Source organism: Tenacibaculum sp. XPcli2-G, from assembly GCF_024124505.1.
GTDB lineage: Bacteria > Bacteroidota > Bacteroidia > Flavobacteriales > Flavobacteriaceae > Polaribacter > Polaribacter mesophilus.
The window spans coordinates 812,044-831,415 of record NZ_JAMXSH010000001.1; the positions used below are offsets into that span (position 1 = coordinate 812,044).

The window sequence follows — 19,372 nt, forward strand, 5'->3', positions numbered from 1 at the left end:
CTATGTTACACATCCCAACCGGACAGTTAAACATCCAAAATACCGATTTTGAATTGCCAGGAATTATTCCGTTTGAATGGAAACGAAATAACCAATCTTGGGTAACCTATAATAAAAGTGATTTAGGTACTATTTGGACACATAATTTTGACCAATATTTAGAGTTAGTTGTTCACGAACAATATATTAACTGGAAAAAAAACAATGGAAGCATTGTATCCATACCTTATGTAGAAGACGGAGAAGAAAACGTATTTAAAGACGAAAAAATTAGTTATCAACGTAAAGGAAATCAAATTATTCTAGAAAATTACGAAGAAGACTTATGGTATGTGTTTACCAAAGATAATTTTTTAGGAAACAACCATTATAAGCTAACGAATGTTCAAAAATATCAATTTAGTATTGATTTGAATTATACAAACGGAATGTTAACGCTTATTACCGATACCGCCAATCGTGAAATTACCTTTTTACGTAACGAAAATAATCTTATAGTACAGGTGCAAGTGCTGGCAGAAGGAAAAATGCATACGTTGGTGAGCTATGAATACGATGAAGAAAATAGATTAACTTCGGTAACAAATAGTGAAGGTATTACAGAGCAATACGAATACAATAACAACTTTTTAACGAAAAAAATAGATGGTAATGGAAGCGTATTTTATTGGCAATATGAAAATAAAACAGACGAACCAAAATGTATCAAACGAGGATTCACCGATGGTACAAGTGTAGAGAAGTTTACATACGAAAAGGGCATTACTAAAATAACAGATGGAAAAGGAAACACGACTACGTATTATATTAATGACGAAAAAATAGTACAAGTACAAAACCCCTTAGGGCACAGCGAATATTGGGAATATGATTTAAACGATAACCTAATTTGTTATACAGATGCTCTTGGGCAAAACACCTATTACGGTTACGATGTATACGGAAACCAAACTCATATTCGGTTGCCAAACGGAGCAGAACTCTTATATACTTATGAAAACAATAAACTAACAAGCGTAACCAATGCCATGGGAGCTGTTATGTTGTTAGAATATAACGAAATTGGGCAACTTGTAACACAAATAGGATATACTAACGATATAACACGTTACGAATACGAAAACAATTTACTAACCACGGTTATTAACCCCAATGGTTTACGAACCTATATCTCATATACTAAAAACTATCAATTAAATACCATAACCGATCATAATAAAGTAGTAACCGAGTGGAAATATGATGAGTTAGGTAGAGTACTAACGATAAAAAACAGCGAAAATATAGCAGAAAATTATCGATACGATAGTTTAGGGCGCGTAACAAGCATTGTTACTATGGAAGCCAACCGTATTAACTTAAAATATGATGCCCTAGGTAATTTAATACAACTAAAAGACGCTCAACATAATATAAATTTTAAATACAATTCTGCAGGCAAACTCTTAAGTCGTAAACAAAACAATACAGAAATACTTTTTAAATACGACAGAGCCGATAACTTAAAAGCCATAGTTAACGAAGAAAAAAATGTGTATAGCTTTAAGCGCAATGCAGCAGGACACATTGTTAAAGAAATAGGGTTTGATGGAAAAACTCAACGTTATTTAACAAATCCAGTAGGAAATGTAGTTGAAAAAATAGACCCTTTAGGAGTAAGTACCAAAATAACATACGATCGTTTAGGAAAAGTAAGCGAAGTAGTTTACCCAAGCGGAGATAAAGAAACTTATCAATACGATAAAAACGGACTTTTAGTTCAAGCTATAAATAAAAACGCTACTGTTGTTTTTAAACGAGATGAAACAGGAAATATAATAACCGAAACCCAAAACGGTATTGAGGTAAAAAGCACCTATAATGCTATGGGTTATCGTACCGATTTAGAAAGTAGTTTAGGAGCCAATATAGCTATTACTCGTAATAAAGACAACTCAATAGCCAATACGGTAGCCAAAACAGAAGAAGCGAGTTGGCAAGCACAATATGTCTATGATGCTTTAGGTTTAGAAATAGAACGTAACTTACCAGGAGGAGTAACCAATACTTGGCAAAGAAGACCCGACGGAAAACCTGAAGTACATGCGGTTTCAGTAAATGAAAAACAAACCACACATAGGCGCTATAGTTGGGATATAAACGACAAGCTTACCCGAATTTTTGACAATATAGCAAACAAAGGAGTTGCTTTTAGTTATGACGCTTTTAATAACTTAGCCAAAGCAGGGTATTCAGATGGTAGTTTTGACTATAAATTACCCGATGCAGTAGGTAATTTATACCAAACCGAGGCTCAAAATGAACGAACCTATGGTAAAGCAGGTCAGTTACTATCGTGCCCAGATTTTGAGTATAACTATGATGCTAATGGTAATTTAGTAGAAAAAAGAGCTAAAAAAAGTGTTGAGGTTTGGCGTTATACATGGGAAGAAAACGGAATGCTCTCTCAGGTAATACAACCTAATAAAGATGTTATTTCATTTACGTATGATGCTTTAGGCAGGCGTATAAGTAAACAATACAACGACCAAAAAATAACCTATTGGGTGTACGATAAAAATGTGCCTTTACACGAATGGAGTTTGTCAAATAAGGAAGATTTAGTTACTTGGATTTTTGAAGAAGACAGCTTTGTGCCACAAGCAAAAATACAAAACAATGAGACTTATTCCATTATTACCGATCATTTAGGTACACCTATACAAGCATATCATAGTAGTGGTAAAAAAGTATGGGAATGTGAGTTGGATATATACGGAAAAGCTCGTAGTTTTACGGGAGAAAAAACGTTCATTCCTTTTCGTTACCAAGGGCAGTATGAAGATGAAGAAACGGGATTGTATTACAACCGCTTTCGTTATTATTCATCTGAAAGTGGTACGTATATAAGCCAAGATCCGATTAGATTAGCGGGAGGAACTGCTCTTTATGCGTATACGCATGATAGTAACATGTGGATAGACCCTTTGGGTTTAGCAGTCCAAATGGTTGACGGTATGAAGATGGGAGACTGGGGAGAAAAAGTAGCGTCAAAATATCTAGCCAAAAACGGTCATAGCATTTTAGGTTCAGTGCAAAATGCTTCTGGACATGGTTTTGATCTTGTTACTAAAACTGCTAAAGGAGAGATTAATATTATTGAAGTAAAAACGAGTCAAAGCAAGTGGAGAAGTAAAAGAAATATGCCAAAATGGACAAATAATAATATTGGAAAAATTCAAGGTAATACAAACGGGTTTTGGGGGAATATGCCTGATTATCAAAAGAATTTAATAGATATAATTGATGATGCAAAACAAAATGGTAAGTTGGAAAATAAATTACTTCAAATTAATATTGATAAACGTTCTATCAGGCTAAAATGTAAATCATAAAATGCAAAAATTGATTAATAAAGCAGAAAAGCATTACAAATATGGTATTGTATTAGATAATGAAATAGAAAAACGGGAGTTTTATCGTAGTTATGAATTTTCATATAAAAATTATAAGAGAAATAAATATGATTTCAAAAATTTTTATGGTAAGCTAAATTCTAACCCCAATTGCACTCATATTAAAGCAAAAAACTTGCTATTCCAAGGTAATGAAGATTGCTGGAAGTATTTTGAACGTACTGCAGTTTTTTGGACGTATGGGCATATAAACGATAAATGGATAGACCATTTAAAAGGGGCTTATGAGTATGCTTTGTACGTAGAAAGAGAAGACTTAATAAAACTACTTTTTGAGAAATCATTGGCATATTTAACAGATAGAGAGAATCTAACTAACAAAGAATTTAAAAAGCAAAAAGTTTATCCAAGCACACAATTAGCACATTTTTTAGTTGGGAAATGGTTGGGATATAATCCTGTAAAAGACTTGGTATTAAAGTATGGGGATGGTTATGGTATTTATCAAAAGCTAATTGATAACTGGGATGATTTTTCTAGTATAGAGTCTAATTATTGGGATGCGCTTTGCGAATATCATTTAAACGGAATAGGATTGCAAGGTGGAGAAAAATGGGAGAATGAAGAATTTTTAACTAGTGGACTAATTCCGATGGAATTAATAAACCTAATTAAAGTTCGCAGAAAATTAGGATTAGATATGCCAGTTATTAATAATGCTTTATTTGAAACCAACATGGCTAAAATACCGGTTTTACCAACAGGATATAATGAAAACTTTGATTTAAAATTTAGACTTGTCGACTTAACTGTAAAGACAAAGAGAAAGTATTCTTTTAATGATATAAAGGAACTTATTAAATCTGAATATGATAAAGTAAATATATTTGAATGATTTATTTACTAACCGCTTCGTTTGGTGTTTCACTTCAAGATGTTCTTGATAATAAATAGTCAGTGTCAAATGCTTTAAGAGGGGCTGATGGTGTGTATGAAATCTTTCCAGTTTCTCAGGAAGCTAAGGCTAAAGAAATTGGTTTTACAGCTGTAGAAATAAAGAAAATGACTGTTGAGACTGATTGTGTAACATTTACAAATGTTAAAGATAAAAGAGGGAATATATTACCTGACGGAAAACATCATAGAGCAGGTAGACATTTTCATAATAAATTAATAGAAGATTTAAAAGGATTAAAAACTAAGTTAGAAGCTAAAAAATAATTGCAAAACACCATAAAAAGCACATGAAATTATCACCTTGTAAATAATATAAAATGGAAGAAAATAAAGTGCACTTATGGATTGGTAGTGTAAATATTTCACAAGAAGAATATTTGAAATATTTTAAGTTAGATTATTCTACTGAAGGAGATTTTGATGATCCAAACTATAAAGTATGTGGTTTCTGTACTGATATAGGGAAAAAATGGTTTGATCACGACTTTATAGGGATTATACCATTATTTGGGAAAGAAATTGAATTAGATGAAATTTTAGAAGAGGCAGCAATAGATGAATATGAATGGGATAACGTAAAAGAAGTTTGTAAGAGCTTAGGGATAAAAAAAGCTAATGCAATATTGTGGTATCAAGATTCCAGTTTAGAAATAAAAGAACCAAAGGAGAGTTACAATGGCTTAAAGTATATAGGTCTATTTGAAGGAGATTAATTGATAGATGAGTAATTTTTTAAATTTGTTGATGAGGATTTGTAATCAGTGTAGAGATGAAAATAAAAGCAGTTACATTAATTTGTAGCTGTTTTTTAATGTTTGAAAACTTATTTAGTTTATAAAGTATAATACCAAATATTTTGAGTGTAAATGGTTGGTTGATATTTTTGGTGATGATTATGATGAAATAATAGATAAAAGAGTTAAAGATCATTATAAACCTAAAGGAATGTGTAAATAATTAAAATATGAATTTAGACAAGAAAGACCTATCTTATTTGAGAAATAATATTTCTTTTTTGAAAGAGAATAATACCATAACTATAGAAAAAGGAGTTAGCGCAGATGTTTTGAATAAACTGAATGAAATTCTTAATGATATTTCAAGTATTAAATTAATTCTGTTTTGTGATCCTAACAAAACAAATCGAGATAATTTATTTAGAAATTTGGATGTATTACAATTTTTAAATAATTTGAAACATATTAGTATTATTGTTGGTTCTTCAACCCCTCTTGAAAGTATAGATAAGATTGATTACATAAAAGATTTACAGTCGTTTTCTCTAGGTGGGTTTTATAACAAAAAAATAAACTTAAATGTTCTGAAAAAACATAATAATCTTAAAGAATTAAGTTTTGAACATTCAATAAACAAAAAAGATTATAGCATAATCAAAGATTCTTTAGTGAAGATTAAACTAAAAGATATTAATTTAGAATATGTTTCGAAGAATACTAATTTAAAAGAACTCGTCATTCTTGATAATGTACAAAATGAACATCTGCTGACACAAAAATATCCCAGTTTAAAAACTATAAAACTTAGTTTTTGTAAGAAAATTGCTGATTTTTCATTTTTAAACAAATTGTTAGATTTAGAAAATATCTCATTCAATAGAGTAAATACGATTACAGAAGTTCCTTCTTTGAAGTCTAAAATAATTAAAAGACTAGAATTTTTAAATTGTAAAAATTTGCAGAATATCCATAATATAGTCTCATATAAAAAATTGGAAAAATTAGCAATAACAGATGCTAATATAGAATTTGGAGAGATTAAAAAGATTGCAAAGAATATGTTATTAGATACTTTTTACTTTAGAAGTAAGGATAATTCTGAAACTAATGAGTTTGAGTCTTTGGCTTTGAAATATCAATTTCAAAATTCTCATGCAGGGTTTTGGAAGTGAAAAACTGACTTCACTGACTTTTATTATGTTAATATTCTAAATTAGAAAACAATGCAAAATAGAAATAGGCATATTTAGATGTAGTTGTTTTTATTGTTATACTTATTTGAGTTTTAGAGTCTCTAAGTAAGGCACTAGCTGGCATAAATACCTTGCTTGTGAGAATGTAGTAGAACTAGAAAACACAATTTTATATAAAAATAAAGAAGATAAAGCATGGGAAGCAGAATATAATATTTACGGTAAAATTCGTAATATTACTGGTAAACGTTCTTTTATACCATTTCGTTACCAAGGGCAGTATGAAGATGAGGAAACAGGACTGTATTACAATAGGTTTAGATATTATTCACCTGATACAGGAACTTACATTTCTCAGGATCCGATTGGGTTGGCAGGGAATAATCCGAATATTTATGCCTATGTTCACGATAGTAATACATGGGTTGACCCTTATGGGTTGGATCCTTTAGGTACTGGAGGATTTTCTGTATATGCTTTATATGATAAAGGAAGTGCAACCCCGTACTATATTGGAATTACAAAACAGAATGTTCAAGTTAGGATGGATCAACATATGGATACTGGTAGGTATGGGAACAATACAATACATAAAGTTTTGCATGAAGATTTAACTATTGAGCAAGCTAGGGGACATGAGCAGTTTTTAATTGAAAAGCATAGTACAAAAACTGGCATAATAGGAGAAGATATTTCAACGACCAATAGAGGTAATAAAATAAACTCATTTGACAAAACAAGAACAGATAAAAGAGGAAAGGCATTTAAAGCTGAGTATGATAAATTAAAAAAAGGATGTAAATAATATGAAATACATGGAAGAAAAAGAAGGAAATATATTTTTCATCCCATTGTTTTTGCCATTGGGTATAAAAGATAATAGAAAAAGTTATTCAAATTATAAATTTGATAAAGATGAAGATTATGCTTTTGGTAGATTAATCAATATAAATAAAACTACAGGAGATTTAATTGAAGTATTTAATTATAGAGGAAGTATACCAGAGAATAAAGATATTATTATAAATTCAGGACTAATGTTTGAACCCATTCATATAGCCATGGCTTTTGAGAAAAAGAGATGGAGGTTTATATTTGAAACTGAAAATTATGATAAAGAAAAAGATTCTAATTACAGTGGAATAACATTTTTATTAGGAGATATAGGTTCTCCTATATTATGGAAAGGAGGGCAGAAGATGAATATAAGTGTTGATGAGAGGTCAAAATATAAAGAATGGATAATTCATCACCCTACTAGGATAGAAGAAGGAATAAAAGAAAATGACTTTTCAATAATTTTTTAGTCCTCTCTTTTTTTTATATAAGGTTCACTACAAGTGAGGTAAGTAATAAAAGAATACGATAAAAAACACAGTTATTAAACTGTGTTTTTTGTCGTAAGAAAGTTTATTTGGTTTTAAGCCTAATAGAGTCCAATGAAGGCAAAAGAAAAGAGATGGAATGTGGGTTGGGTGTATACGGAAAACCCCTTAGTTTTACAGGAGAAAAAACGTTCATTCCTTTTCGATATCAAGGGCAGTACTATGATAGAGAAACAGAGTTAGCCTATAATTGATTTAGGTATTATTCTCCGGAGTCAGGAACTTATATGTCTCAAGACCCCATAGGATTTCACTCTGGAGAGCCGAATTTTTATGCGTATGTAAGAGATAGTAATGCTTTGGTTGATGTTTTTGGTTTAAGTAAAGGAAGTGGAACTTTAGGTAGAAACTTATCCAAAGCTGGAATGGATCCTTTTACTAGAGGAAACTTTCAAGCACATCACGTAATACCTCACGAAGTTTGGGTTGATAATCAACAGTTTTTTGATGATATAGGTCTAGGTGGTGCAAAAGATAAGGCCTCAAAAGGTGTGTTCTTACCTAAAAATGCAGATGTAGCTCAACAGGGAGGTTTTGATTATTATCATAGAGGAAGTCATCCAGGTATAAATACCGATATGGGTGCTAGAGTAAATGCAGTAAAACAACAGTTTGATGCAGGAGAGATTAGTGCTACACAAGCTAGAAAGAAAATTAGTGCCATACAAAAAGCTGAAAGAAAAAGATTAAGTTCAAGAAAAGGAAAAACTCCAGTAAGATGCCATTAGTAAACTATTTATTATGACTGAACAAGAAATTATAAAAATAGCAGATGATAAAATAATTAATTATGCAAAAAAAACAAATCCAATAGAGTGGCACAAAATGGCTATGGATTGGAATTATGACAGTAGTAAAACTTTTTTGCAGTGGTTAGTTAAAAATCAACAAACAGAAAAGGCGACTATTCTAATGATTTATTGGATGTCAAGCCCCAAACATGGTTTTGAATATCAAAATGAGATAGAGAAAAATTATATTTCTGAGTTTTATACTAATCAAAGTTTAGGTTTTAACCCAAAAGATGATGATGGTTTAGACTGGACACAGGAATATCCTGATTTAGAGAACACCAAAATACCATTAGTTATGTTTGATAAAATAGAGGGTAAAAAAATATCAAGTTCAGAAAAATACATTGAAGGAATTCCTGAAGATATTTTTAATGAAATTGAAGATTTATATGAAGAAATTGAGTAGAATATATAGTATTCACCGATCATTTAGGTACACCTATACAAGCATATCATAGTAGTGGTAAAAAAGTATGGGAATGTGAGTTGGATATATACGGAAAAGCTAGTAGTTTTACGGGAGAAAAAACGTTCATTCCTTTTCGTTACCAAGGGCAGTATGAAGATGAAGAAACGGGCTTGTATTACAATAGGCTTCGTTATTATTCGATTGAAACGGGGTGGTATATTTCTCAAGATCCAATAGGATTAGTTGGGGGAATGCCTAACATGTATTCTTATGTAGCAGATTCTAATAACTGGGTTGATGTTTTTGGGTTAATGCCTTTGAGTAATCCCGTAAACCAAGGACATCACATAGTTCCACATAAGGCAGCTACTGATTTGGGTATAGAACCATTTAATAAACAAACAGGTGTGCCAAGTATGTATTGGAGCGATTCACAATTCTCTTCTGGTAATAATCACAGTGCTATGCATGGGTATAACGGTTTAGGGTCAGATACCAAGCCTTTGGTTAAAGCAGATCAGATCAAAAAAGCAGGAATGTCAAACGATGAATGGTTAACTTCATTACAGAAACATTACAATAATCCAGCAATTCAGAAATACAAAGGAGACCTTCATCTAATTAATAGCGACGGAACAAAGGGTAAGTTAATAAAAACGAATGTATCTCCTCAAGAAGCATGGAAGTTAACAAAAAATGGGCTAAAGAACAAGGAATTGAAGTTAAATGTAAGTAATTTATGAATACTACAAAAGTAATTGCCACAAGAGGTGGAGAAAATATACTAAATAAACTTTATCTTACCATAGATGGTAAAAAGAATAGTATTAGTTGTGATAGAGTATTAAATAAGCAATATAATATTAGATTTATAATAGAAATAGTTGAAGAAAAATTATCATATACAGACGAAATATTAGGGGATAAGTTGGTGGATAGTTCGCTTGGAGAATTTTTAATCAAACCAGATTCAGAAATAATATTATCTAATGAGGATTCTTCATTTAATAATAAATTGAACTTTAATTTAGCTTTTGATAAAGAGTGTTTTGTTGGAGTGAAAATTTATGAAAGTAATCCAATCAATAGTCATGGAGCCTTAGAAGTAATACCAGTGCCTACAGACATTATAAATGTATATGTTTATTTTTCGGAAACAAAAAAAGTAAACGAGAAGACTGACGATATTCAATATGTTTTTGATGGGTATAATCATTTGGGGTTTTTCCTTGTTGATTTGCCTAGAATGAAAAAAGTAATTGAGTTAGAGTACGGTAAAAAAGAATTGGACTTAGTGGTTGAGTTCTCTACCTCTGAACTCATAGATAAACTTTTTGAAGAAGAAATAATTATGATCGTATGGGGGATTAACCCTTATACATACCCTATATATAGTTCAGAATATTCAAAGTTAATAAAACCCTTGTTGGGAGAAGAGTTCAAACAAGAAGGTATTTTTAATATCGACGAAAAGATAAATGAGTTAAGTATTGTTCCAGGATATGAATTAAGTACTTGGCCTAAATTTTTAGAAAAAGAGTGGCCAAAAATTAAATTACAAGGAAAAGGAAAAAAAACATACTTAAAACCTTTTTGTTTAAAAAACGATGATTCAGAAACTGTAATTACTTCGTTTCTTGTATATAGAGAAGAAGGTATATTAGAGAAAAATGAGCCTTTACTTAATGTTGATTTACTATATTCTTAACTAAGATATTTCAGTAAAGTTACTCATTTCTTTTAGGTATCAGGGTCAATACAAAGATGTAGAAACAGGATTGTATTACAATTAAGGTGTTATTTATCTGATACTATAGTATTCTTAGATTGGATTATAGTGTTGTGTATTCTGAGGTGAAAAAGACATTTATAGAGAAGATAAATATAAAAAAAGATGTAATGAATAGAGCAGTTGGTGAAAATCATTAAAACAAAAAAATCAATCTTTTTTAGATTGATTTTTTTTGTTTTGCTCCCCCTCTTGGGCTCGAACCAAGGACCCTCTGATTAACAGTCAGATGCTCTAACCAACTGAGCTAAGGAGGAATGTTCATGTAGAACAATATATATGTGTTGTAGAAATTATCGGCTTCTACGTTGCCTTTGCTCCCCCTCTTGGGCTCGAACCAAGGACCCTCTGATTAACAGTCAGATGCTCTAACCAACTGAGCTAAGGAGGAATTTAAAACATACTTGTCTTAAAATGCGAGTGCAAATTTAAGGGGATTTTTTATATCTGCAAATTATTTTTAAAAAAAAGTAAGATTAAAATTACTTATCTCTGGATTTCAGTTGTTTATTTTTTAAGGAAATTATGTTTTTAACTGAAATTTAACAAAAAGCTAATACTCGTTAAAGAGTTTAAAATTAGACTAAAAAGGAATGGTATTTTTCGTAAAAGTTGTACTTTTGTCTCCATTATTCTTATTGATAGAAAAGTATAACAAAATATATGGACAAGTTTTCGTTCTTAAACGCAGTACATGCAGGTTTTATAGGTGATTTGTATGAACAATATCAAAAAAATCCTGATGCGATAGAACCAAGTTGGAGAAGTTTTTTTCAAGGATATGATTTGGCTAACGAGAAATACTCATTAACAGATGAAGAAGTTTCGGTAGAAGTCCCTGAAGAAGTACGTAAAGAATTTTTAGTAATCGATTTAATTAACGGTTATCGTACCCGTGGCCATTTGTTTACCAAAACAAACCCAGTACGAAATAGAAGAACATATACTCCAACATTAGATATTGAAAACTTTGGATTAAATCAATCAGATTTATCCACTGTTTTCAATGCAGGAGAGATTTTAGGAATAGGACCTAAAAGTTTAGCAGAAATTATAAACTATTTAAAGTCTGTTTTCTGCGAAAGCATTGGAGTTGAGTATATGTATGTACGCAACCCTGAGGAGTTAAAGTGGTGGAATGAGCGTTTGAATAAGAATGCTAACCATCCAAGCTATGATGTAGAGTCTAAGAAGTATATTCTTACGAAGCTAAATCAAGCATCAACTTTCGAAAGCTTTTTGCAAACAAAGTATGTAGGTCAAAAACGATTCTCTGTTGAAGGAGGAGAAACATTAATTCCAGGGGTAAGTGTAGCGCTTAGAGACGCGGCTGAATTGTATGGAGTGGAAGAATGCGTGTTAGGAATGGCACATCGTGGACGCTTAAACACTTTGGTAAACATCTTTAAAAAACCTATTCGCGATTTATTTAGTGAGTTTGAAGGAAAAGATTTTGAAGATCAAGATATAGATGGAGATGTTAAGTATCATTTAGGTTTAACCTTAAGCAAAGCGTATCAAGGTGGACAAAAGATGAAGATGAATTTAGTTCCAAATCCATCTCACTTAGAAACTGTTGATGCAGTTGCTGAAGGAATTGTTAGAGCTAAAATTGATAAAGACTACGAAGGAAACGAAAATAAGATACTCCCAATTCTAGTACATGGTGATGCGGCCGTTGCAGCTCAAGGTATTGTGTATGAGGTTGTGCAAATGGCACAATTAAACGGATACAAAACAGGAGGTACTATTCATGTGGTAGTAAATAATCAAGTTGGTTTTACAACCAATTATTTAGATGCTCGTTCAAGTACGTATTGTACTGATGTAGCTAAAGTAACGTTATCTCCAGTATTACACGTAAACGCTGATGATGCTGAGGCTGTTTGTCACGCTATGGAAATGGCTGTTGAATATCGTATGAAATTCAACAAAGACATTTTTATTGACTTATTAGGATACCGTAAATACGGTCATAACGAAGGAGATGAACCACGTTTTACTCAGCCAAAATTATATAAGGCAATTTCTAAGCATAAAAATGCAAGAGAAATTTATGCTAATAAATTAATAGAAGAAGGAAGTATAACAACGGACTACTTACAGAAAATAACAGATGAATTTAAGGCGCATTTAGAGGCTGAATTTACAGAATCTAAAAAGAAAGAAACGTCTAAAATTCAAGAGTTCATGCCTGATGTATGGGATGGGTTTGTACGTAAGCAATTACAAGATATGTTACAGCCTGTAGATACAACCTATTCAGTAGATGGTTTAAAAGGCATAGCAAGAGTTATTTCAAAAACACCAGAAGGACACAAGTTTGTTCGTAAAGCAGAACGTATCTTAAAAGGCCGTGAAAAAATGGTTTTTGAAGATAATTTGTTAGATTGGGGTACAGCTGAAAACTTAGCATACGGTACGTTGTTAGAAGAAGGATACGATGTTCGTATTTCAGGAGAAGATGTAGAAAGAGGAACGTTCTCTCACCGTCATGCAATTATGCGTGATGAAGAAACTTTAGAGCGTGTAAATTTATTAAACACAAACCCTAAGAATAAAGGAGAGATGACTATTTACAACTCTCACTTATCAGAATATGGAGTGTTAGGTTTTGATTATGGATATGCAATGGCAGCTCCAAATACCCTAACCATTTGGGAAGCTCAGTTTGGTGATTTTGCCAACGGAGCACAAATTATGTTCGACCAGTATATTTCTTCAGCAGAAGATAAATGGAAGTTACAAAACGGATTGGTAATGTTACTACCTCACGGGTATGAAGGTCAAGGACCAGAGCATTCATCAGGTAGAATTGAACGTTTCTTACAATCGTCATCAACTGATAACTGGACAATAGCAAACTGTTCTACACCAGCAAATATGTATCATATTTTGCGTCGTCAGATGAAGCGTGATTTTAGAAAACCATTAATTGTTTTCACACCAAAAAGTTTATTACGTTTACCTAAAGCAGTAAATCCTATTGAAGATTTAGCAAACGGAACTTTCCAAGAAGTGATTGATGATACTATCGATACATCAAAAGTTAAGAAAATGGTGTTCTGTACAGGTAAATTTTATTATGACTTATTAGCAGAACGTGAAAAGTTAGAAAGAGAAGATGTAGCTTTAGTTCGTATAGAGCAATTGTTCCCATTACATAATGATAAAATTAAAGAAGTAATGGACAAGTATCCAAATGTAGAACGTTATGTTTGGGCGCAAGAAGAACCTAAAAATATGGGAGCTTGGAGTTATATGTTAGAACGTTTTGAATTAGCTAGGTTAGAATGTGCCTCGGAAGAGTACCGTTCGGCGCCAGCAGCAGGTTCAAGTGCACGTTTTAAAAGACGTCATCAAGCTATTATAGATAAGGTTTTTGATTAAAAAATAAATGCGTTAGGGATAGAAGCAAACTACCGTGTAGTGCGAAAAGCCCGACCCGATAGGGAAACGCCCAAATAAAAGAAATAAAATAATTCAGATATATAAAATTTAGAACTGATGGTTTTAGAAATGAAAGTTCCTTCTCCGGGGGAATCAATTACAGAAGTAGAAATCGCAACTTGGTTAGTTGAAGATGGTGATTACGTTGAGAAAGATCAACCAATTGCCGAAGTAGATTCTGACAAAGCAACGTTAGAATTACCTGCGGAAGAAAGCGGAATAATCACTTTAAAAGCTGAAGAGGGTGATGCAGTAGCAGTAGGAGCAGTAGTTTGTCATATTGATATGGATGCTGCAAAGCCAGATGGAGCTGGAGCACCAAAAGCAGCTGCACCAAAAACTGAGGAGAAAAAAGAAGCACCTAAGGCTGAACCAGCAAAAGAAAGATATGCAACTGGTACAGCATCTCCAGCAGCTAAGAAAGTATTAGCTGAAAAAGGGATGAATCCATCTGATGTTAAAGGAACTGGTAAAGACGGTCGTGTAACAAAAGAAGATGCTGTAAAAGCAGTGCCTTCAATGGGAACTCCAGGAATGGGATCTCGTGGTACAGAACGTAAAAAGTTATCAATGTTACGACGTAAAGTAGCGCAACGTTTGGTTTCTGTAAAGAACGAAACAGCGATGTTAACTACTTTTAATGAGGTTAATATGCAACCAATTTTCGACTTACGTAACGAGTATAAAGAAGCGTTTAAAGCAAAACACGGTGTAGGTTTAGGATTTATGTCATTCTTTACTTTAGCAGTAGTAAGAGCTTTAAAAATGTATCCAGATGTAAATTCTATGATTGATGGAGATTACAAAGTAAGTCACGATTTCCAAGATATTTCTATTGCAGTATCAGGTCCTAAAGGATTAATGGTGCCAGTAATAAGAAACGCTGAAAATTTAACGTTTAGAGGAGTTGAGAGCGAAGTAAAGCGTTTAGCATTACGTGCACGTGACGGACAAATTACAGTTGATGAAATGACAGGAGGTACGTTTACTATCACGAATGGTGGTGTATTTGGTTCTATGTTATCTACACCAATTATCAACCCTCCACAAAGTGGGATTTTAGGAATGCATAATATTGTAAATCGCCCAATGGCAGTTAATGGCGAAGTAGTGATTCAACCAATTATGTATGTAGCATTATCATACGATCACAGAATTATTGATGGTCGTGAGTCTGTTGGATTCTTAGTCGCTGTAAAAGAAGCGTTAGAAAATCCTGTAGAGCTATTAATGGATAATAACCCTACCAAAGCTTTAGAAATGTAGTATAAAGTTTATACAGATAAATAAAAAAATCCCACACAACTTGTGTGGGATTTTTTTATTTATTTTTAAAAGGATGAATTGAATAAAATGATTATCTTATACACTCTTCTTACTGTCATAAATTGTTATTAAACAGACTAAAAATTTATTTGTAAAAAGGGAGTATTATATTTTTTGAAGAAAAAAATTAAAGCTATAAAATTATGAAACTAGGAGCCTTTTCAATTAGTTTATCAGTGAAAAATATTAATAAGTCGAAAGAATTTTATGAAACGTTGGGATTCACTGTTTTTGCAGGTCAAATAGAAAGCAATTATTTGATTATGAAAAATGGTAATTCGTTAATTGGGTTGTTTCAAGGTATGTTTGAAAATAATATTCTTACTTTTAATCCAGGTTGGGATGAAAATGCCAATGAGTTAGATGACTTTGACGATGTAAGAACCATTCAACAACATTTAAAAGAAAATCACATCAAATTGAAAAGTGAGGCAGATGAAGAGACTTCGGGCCCTTCTAGCATCGTTTTCTTTGATCCTGATGGAAACATGATTTTAATAGACCAGCATGTTTAAAAGATGAAAAACAAGATGTGTCTTTCATCTTTTAAACGTAATCTATTTGTTGTTTAAGCTCCAATCGTAGTCCAAATATAGCACTTCGGCATTATCATTAGCTTTAATGTGAGAGTACTTATTTATATAATCTACTAAAGTATTACGAGAGGTAAAGTCTTCTTGGTACCATTGAAATATTTTTGAAACTTCAACTTTAGTTAACGTAATCTTATTTTTTGTGGAGTCGTTTATAAAAGCTTTCATTAAGTTTTCCAACGCTTCTTCTATATTCTCTTTAGTAAAAGCAAAATTTACAAATCGAGGTCCAGATTTAGATGCTGCATTTAAGGCAACATGAATTCTAGGGTCATCATGCCATCTACGAAGTATTTTATGCTCAATATAATCTAGCGAGTATAGTTTTTTACCAACAGAAGCAAAAGGAATCTTCCAAGCATTTCTTCCTTTACGTTTAATGTCGGTAATTTTTTTTAAAGGATAACTATCTAAAATTAATTTGATTGTATAAGCATTGTAAGCGTTAATCCAAAAAGCTTTTGCTTTATTTTGCGACCATTTATTACTAGGTATGGTGTTATTCAAATGCTTTATATATATATCTAAAACCGCCCGATTTTTTCTTAGCCCTTTATAATCCACATTACCTTGAGAATCAACATAGGTTTTTAATAAAGCATCATATACATCAGTTTGTGCCTGTGTTTGAACACTCACAAAAATTAGTAAATAGGTAAAGGTGAGAGTAATTGTTTTTCGCATTTTTTAAATTTTAAGTAAATAAATTAGTTTACGATACTTTTGACGTAGATAAATTTAATTCATTACACAAATATTTTATTGAAGCAAAAAACACCTTTTGGAGAGGTTTTAAAAAAGAGAAATTGTCATTATTATTTTTTACAATAAAGTGAGCTTAAATAAATAACAATAATACTAATAATCATATAAAAAGTAGTGTTGTTTTGCGCTTTGGTTAAGTTTATGTCACTCATAAAAACTTGTATTTTCGATTGTACAAGAGTGTAAGTTTTCTATACAACATCAGCGATTAGTAATACTTATTTAATAGGCTTCATCAAAATAAAGAAAAATTTTTAATCAGGTTTAAAAAAGTATGGTTTAAAAGAAAAATCACTATATAAACTATACTATAAAGAGTCCATTTGTCACAAATAAAGAACATTTCATACCATATATCTTTTTACAATGTTTAAAGGCAAGTGAGAGAGATATTTTTGATGCGGATTAATAAAAAACATAAAAAATGATTACGCATTCTTACACAAAAAAACCTTTTGTATTTTTAAGTTTTATACTCTTTTTCTTTATGAGTTGCACTGAAGAAGATTTACCCTCTAACATTAAGCAGCAAAAATTCACTCTAAAATCGAACTCAACAAATTTTAAGTATGCTATTAAAATAGGGAGCATTGAAGAAGTTGATGTAACTAAAGATTATCACGTGATTTATTTATTAGATGGTGACGACTATTATAATGAATGTATGCAAATGTTAAGTTTAGAAGAAAAAGAAAATACCATTATAGTGAGCATAGGTTATGCGGGCGATAATGAAAGAGGTACAGATTATTCTTACCCGTATGACAGAGATTTTGATGGAGATTCAGGAGGAGCAAAGAAGTTTATTAGCTTTTTAAATTCTGAGTTAATCCCTGTGATTGAAAAGGATTATGAAATAAAGAGTTTAACAAAAACAATTTATGGGCATTCACTTGGAGGTTATTTAGCTTTATATGTTATGCTGCAAGAAGAACAAGAAAACCCTTTTGATAATGCAATTGTGGTAAGCCCTAATTTAATGTGGTATAACTCATTTATTTTCGATTTAGAAGAAAAAGCTAAGAAGTTGAGTTTGTTAGATGGCAAATCTTTTTACATGGCTATGGGAGACCTTGAAGGAGTTGGTATGAACGCATCATTTGAAGCAATGGTTAAGCGACTAAAATTGAATAACTATAATGATTTTAATTTCAGTTATGAAAGATTAGAAAATATTTCTCACAGAAATAGTCCGATCATAGGATTTAAAAATGGATTACAAATTATTGAATAAGAAAAAAATGAAGAAAATTTTATACATAGTATTGTTAAGTAGTTTTTTTATGAATGCTCAAGAACATGATACTACAAGAAAGTGGAAATTAGAATTGGGCTATACGACTGATATAATTAATACAAGTTTTGGAAAGCATTATGGTTTTGTTTTTAAAGCGAAAAGGAAATTGTTGGAAAGTAAGAAGATTACCTTAATGGTAGGAGCAGCCTATCAAAACAGTTTTATTAATGAAGACGAAAATATGTTTACAGGTTTTGTTGATGGCTACACAAGAGACTTATCTGTTGTTGGTTTGGTAGATTTTAGTTTTTATCCTTTTAATAAAAGAAGATTTTACATGTCAATTCAACCTTTTCTTGGCTATACTAACTTAAAATCAAAAGGAAGTTTATATATAGATCACTTAGGTGTATATGAAAAGTATAAAAACTCACATTCTTACTTTAATTACGGAATGATAAATTCTCTAGGTTATACTTTTAATAGAATAACTATAACCTTTGATGTTTGGAGTTCATTAAAAGGAATTGTTGATAGCGGAAGGTTTAGACCAGGTGATTTTGATTCAAGATTGTTTTTTGGAATGGGAATAGGATATACATTATAAATTCTATTTATAAAACTTGTCAAACTTCTCTTTAAATAATTTAAATTTATTTCTAGATACAGGAACCTCATGGGAAACATTAGGAAATGATATTTTATAGTTCCTCGCATTTCCAGAGGTTCTTCTAATATTTTTAATATTAATTATATAAGAACGATGTGTACTTAAAATAAAGGGGTAATCAGATAAATTATTAAGTAATTTTTGAATAGATATTCTGTATGGTTTAATGTCTACAGAGTTAAGAGTCTTAGTGTATATGTCTACATAATTCCCTTCGGATTTAGCGAATAAAAAAGTAGCCAAATCAAGAATTAATGTCTCATTTATATTATTCGTTTTTATAGATAAAACAATCTCTTTGTTTTTTTGTTTTAATTCTTTCTCGAGCTCTTTATTGTACGCTTTAACACTTCTTAAATTTTCTTTTAAAATAACCACATAGTTTATCCAAATAATAATGAGTATAGGTGTAGTACCGATTAAAATAACATAAGAGAAAGTATTAATAAAACTTAAAAAAAAATTACTATTAACACTATTTTTGATAGGGTACAGAAAACTATTTTGAAAAAGAGCTATTGAAATAAGAATACCAAGAGTAAAGAAAAATTCTCTTAAAGTATTCCAATTTTCTTTAATTTCAGAAGTAAAAAAAATGGTGGGCACCAATTCAGTAAAAAATAAGATGCTCAAAAAAGTAACTATACTAGCCGTTAAACATGGAAAAAAATT

At 31.3% G+C, this 19,372-nt stretch carries 18 protein-coding genes, 2 tRNA genes and 1 pseudogene; 17 read left to right on the forward strand and 4 right to left on the reverse strand.

Annotation, left to right across the window (positions count from 1 at the left end; all coding sequences use genetic code 11):
• Positions 1-2 precede the first annotated feature (2 nt).
• The 12 genes and pseudogenes from NH341_RS03595 (at position 3) to NH341_RS03645 (ending at position 10,578) form a co-directional block, all read left to right on the forward strand.
• Positions 3-3,374: an RHS repeat-associated core domain-containing protein gene (locus tag NH341_RS03595; protein ID WP_253055702.1), complete on the forward strand. Its 3,372-nt coding sequence runs from the start codon at positions 3-5 to the stop codon at positions 3,372-3,374.
• A gap of 1 nt (position 3,375) precedes the next feature.
• The gene (locus NH341_RS03600) at positions 3,376-4,290 is read left to right on the forward strand and encodes a hypothetical protein (protein WP_253055703.1); all 915 of its coding nucleotides are present in this window, start codon (positions 3,376-3,378) and stop codon (positions 4,288-4,290) included.
• A gap of 62 nt (positions 4,291-4,352) precedes the next feature.
• Positions 4,353-4,616, forward strand: coding sequence for a hypothetical protein (locus tag NH341_RS03605; protein WP_253055704.1), 264 nt, complete (start codon positions 4,353-4,355; stop codon positions 4,614-4,616).
• A 53-nt stretch (positions 4,617-4,669) separates the two neighbouring features.
• Positions 4,670-5,065 carry an immunity 22 family protein gene (locus NH341_RS03610; protein ID WP_253055705.1) on the forward strand — a complete coding sequence of 132 codons (396 nt, stop codon included), beginning with the start codon at positions 4,670-4,672 and terminating at the stop codon, positions 5,063-5,065.
• A 251-nt stretch (positions 5,066-5,316) separates the two neighbouring features.
• Positions 5,317-6,261 (forward strand): hypothetical protein, encoded by a 945-nt coding sequence (locus NH341_RS03615; RefSeq protein ID WP_253055706.1) that lies wholly within the window; start codon positions 5,317-5,319, stop codon positions 6,259-6,261.
• Positions 6,262-6,496: 235 nt separating this feature from the next.
• Positions 6,497-7,087 (forward strand): RHS repeat-associated core domain-containing protein, encoded by a 591-nt coding sequence (locus tag NH341_RS15380; RefSeq protein WP_371875254.1) that lies wholly within the window; start codon positions 6,497-6,499, stop codon positions 7,085-7,087.
• Positions 7,088-7,097: 10 nt separating this feature from the next.
• Positions 7,098-7,589, forward strand: a complete 492-nt coding sequence (locus NH341_RS03625; RefSeq protein WP_172644866.1) for an Imm26 family immunity protein — start codon at positions 7,098-7,100, stop codon at positions 7,587-7,589.
• Between the two features lie 284 nt (positions 7,590-7,873).
• Positions 7,874-7,975, forward strand: a pseudogene (locus NH341_RS15335) (RHS repeat-associated core domain-containing protein); the annotation flags it as partial.
• Entirely contained in the window at positions 7,967-8,395 is a 429-nt protein-coding gene (locus tag NH341_RS03630; RefSeq protein ID WP_371875255.1) for an AHH domain-containing protein, read from the forward strand. The pseudogene NH341_RS15335 and the gene NH341_RS03630, both read left to right, overlap by 9 nt.
• Before the next feature lie 13 nt (positions 8,396-8,408).
• Positions 8,409-8,867: a DUF4274 domain-containing protein gene (locus NH341_RS03635; protein ID WP_253055708.1), complete on the forward strand. Its 459-nt coding sequence runs from the start codon at positions 8,409-8,411 to the stop codon at positions 8,865-8,867.
• An 80-nt stretch (positions 8,868-8,947) separates the two neighbouring features.
• On the forward strand, positions 8,948-9,613 hold the full coding sequence (locus NH341_RS15340; protein WP_256471465.1) for an RHS repeat-associated core domain-containing protein: 666 nt from the start codon (positions 8,948-8,950) through the stop codon (positions 9,611-9,613).
• On the forward strand, positions 9,610-10,578 hold the full coding sequence (locus tag NH341_RS03645) for a hypothetical protein (RefSeq protein ID WP_253055709.1): 969 nt from the start codon (positions 9,610-9,612) through the stop codon (positions 10,576-10,578). Before NH341_RS15340 ends, NH341_RS03645 begins: the two co-directional genes overlap by 4 nt.
• Positions 10,579-10,842: 264 nt before the next feature.
• Here the strand turns inward: NH341_RS03645 and NH341_RS03650 are convergent.
• Positions 10,843-10,916, reverse strand: a tRNA-Asn gene (locus NH341_RS03650).
• 60 nt (positions 10,917-10,976) lie between these two features.
• Positions 10,977-11,050 (reverse strand) — tRNA-Asn (locus tag NH341_RS03655).
• 272 nt (positions 11,051-11,322) lie between these two features.
• Here NH341_RS03655 and NH341_RS03660 point away from each other — a divergent pair.
• The 3 genes from NH341_RS03660 (at position 11,323) to NH341_RS03670 (ending at position 15,950) form a co-directional block, all read left to right on the forward strand.
• A complete protein-coding gene (locus NH341_RS03660) occupies positions 11,323-14,049 on the forward strand; it encodes a 2-oxoglutarate dehydrogenase E1 component (RefSeq protein ID WP_253055710.1) in 2,727 nt (908 codons plus the stop codon).
• 117 nt (positions 14,050-14,166) lie between these two features.
• Positions 14,167-15,375: a 2-oxoglutarate dehydrogenase complex dihydrolipoyllysine-residue succinyltransferase gene (gene odhB / locus NH341_RS03665; protein ID WP_253055711.1), complete on the forward strand. Its 1,209-nt coding sequence runs from the start codon at positions 14,167-14,169 to the stop codon at positions 15,373-15,375.
• Between the two features lie 203 nt (positions 15,376-15,578).
• Positions 15,579-15,950 carry a VOC family protein gene (locus NH341_RS03670; RefSeq protein WP_047789902.1) on the forward strand — a complete coding sequence of 124 codons (372 nt, stop codon included), beginning with the start codon at positions 15,579-15,581 and terminating at the stop codon, positions 15,948-15,950.
• A gap of 42 nt (positions 15,951-15,992) precedes the next feature.
• Here the strand turns inward: NH341_RS03670 and NH341_RS03675 are convergent, their stop codons facing one another.
• On the reverse strand, positions 15,993-16,712 hold the full coding sequence (locus NH341_RS03675; RefSeq protein ID WP_239178157.1) for a DUF547 domain-containing protein: 720 nt from the start codon (positions 16,710-16,712) through the stop codon (positions 15,993-15,995).
• Between the two features lie 568 nt (positions 16,713-17,280).
• On the opposite strand from NH341_RS03675, the gene NH341_RS03680 reads away from it, so the two are divergent.
• Together NH341_RS03680 and NH341_RS03685 are read left to right on the forward strand one after the other, a co-directional pair.
• Positions 17,281-18,027, forward strand: coding sequence for an alpha/beta hydrolase (locus NH341_RS03680; protein WP_253055712.1), 747 nt, complete (start codon positions 17,281-17,283; stop codon positions 18,025-18,027).
• Positions 18,028-18,034: 7 nt separating this feature from the next.
• Positions 18,035-18,637, forward strand: coding sequence for a hypothetical protein (locus tag NH341_RS03685; protein ID WP_253055713.1), 603 nt, complete (start codon positions 18,035-18,037; stop codon positions 18,635-18,637).
• Between the two features lie 3 nt (positions 18,638-18,640).
• Here the strand turns inward: NH341_RS03685 and NH341_RS03690 are convergent, their stop codons facing one another.
• Positions 18,641-19,333: a LytTR family DNA-binding domain-containing protein gene (locus NH341_RS03690; protein WP_170266054.1), complete on the reverse strand. Its 693-nt coding sequence runs from the start codon at positions 19,331-19,333 to the stop codon at positions 18,641-18,643.
• Between the last annotated feature and the right edge of the window lie 39 nt (positions 19,334-19,372).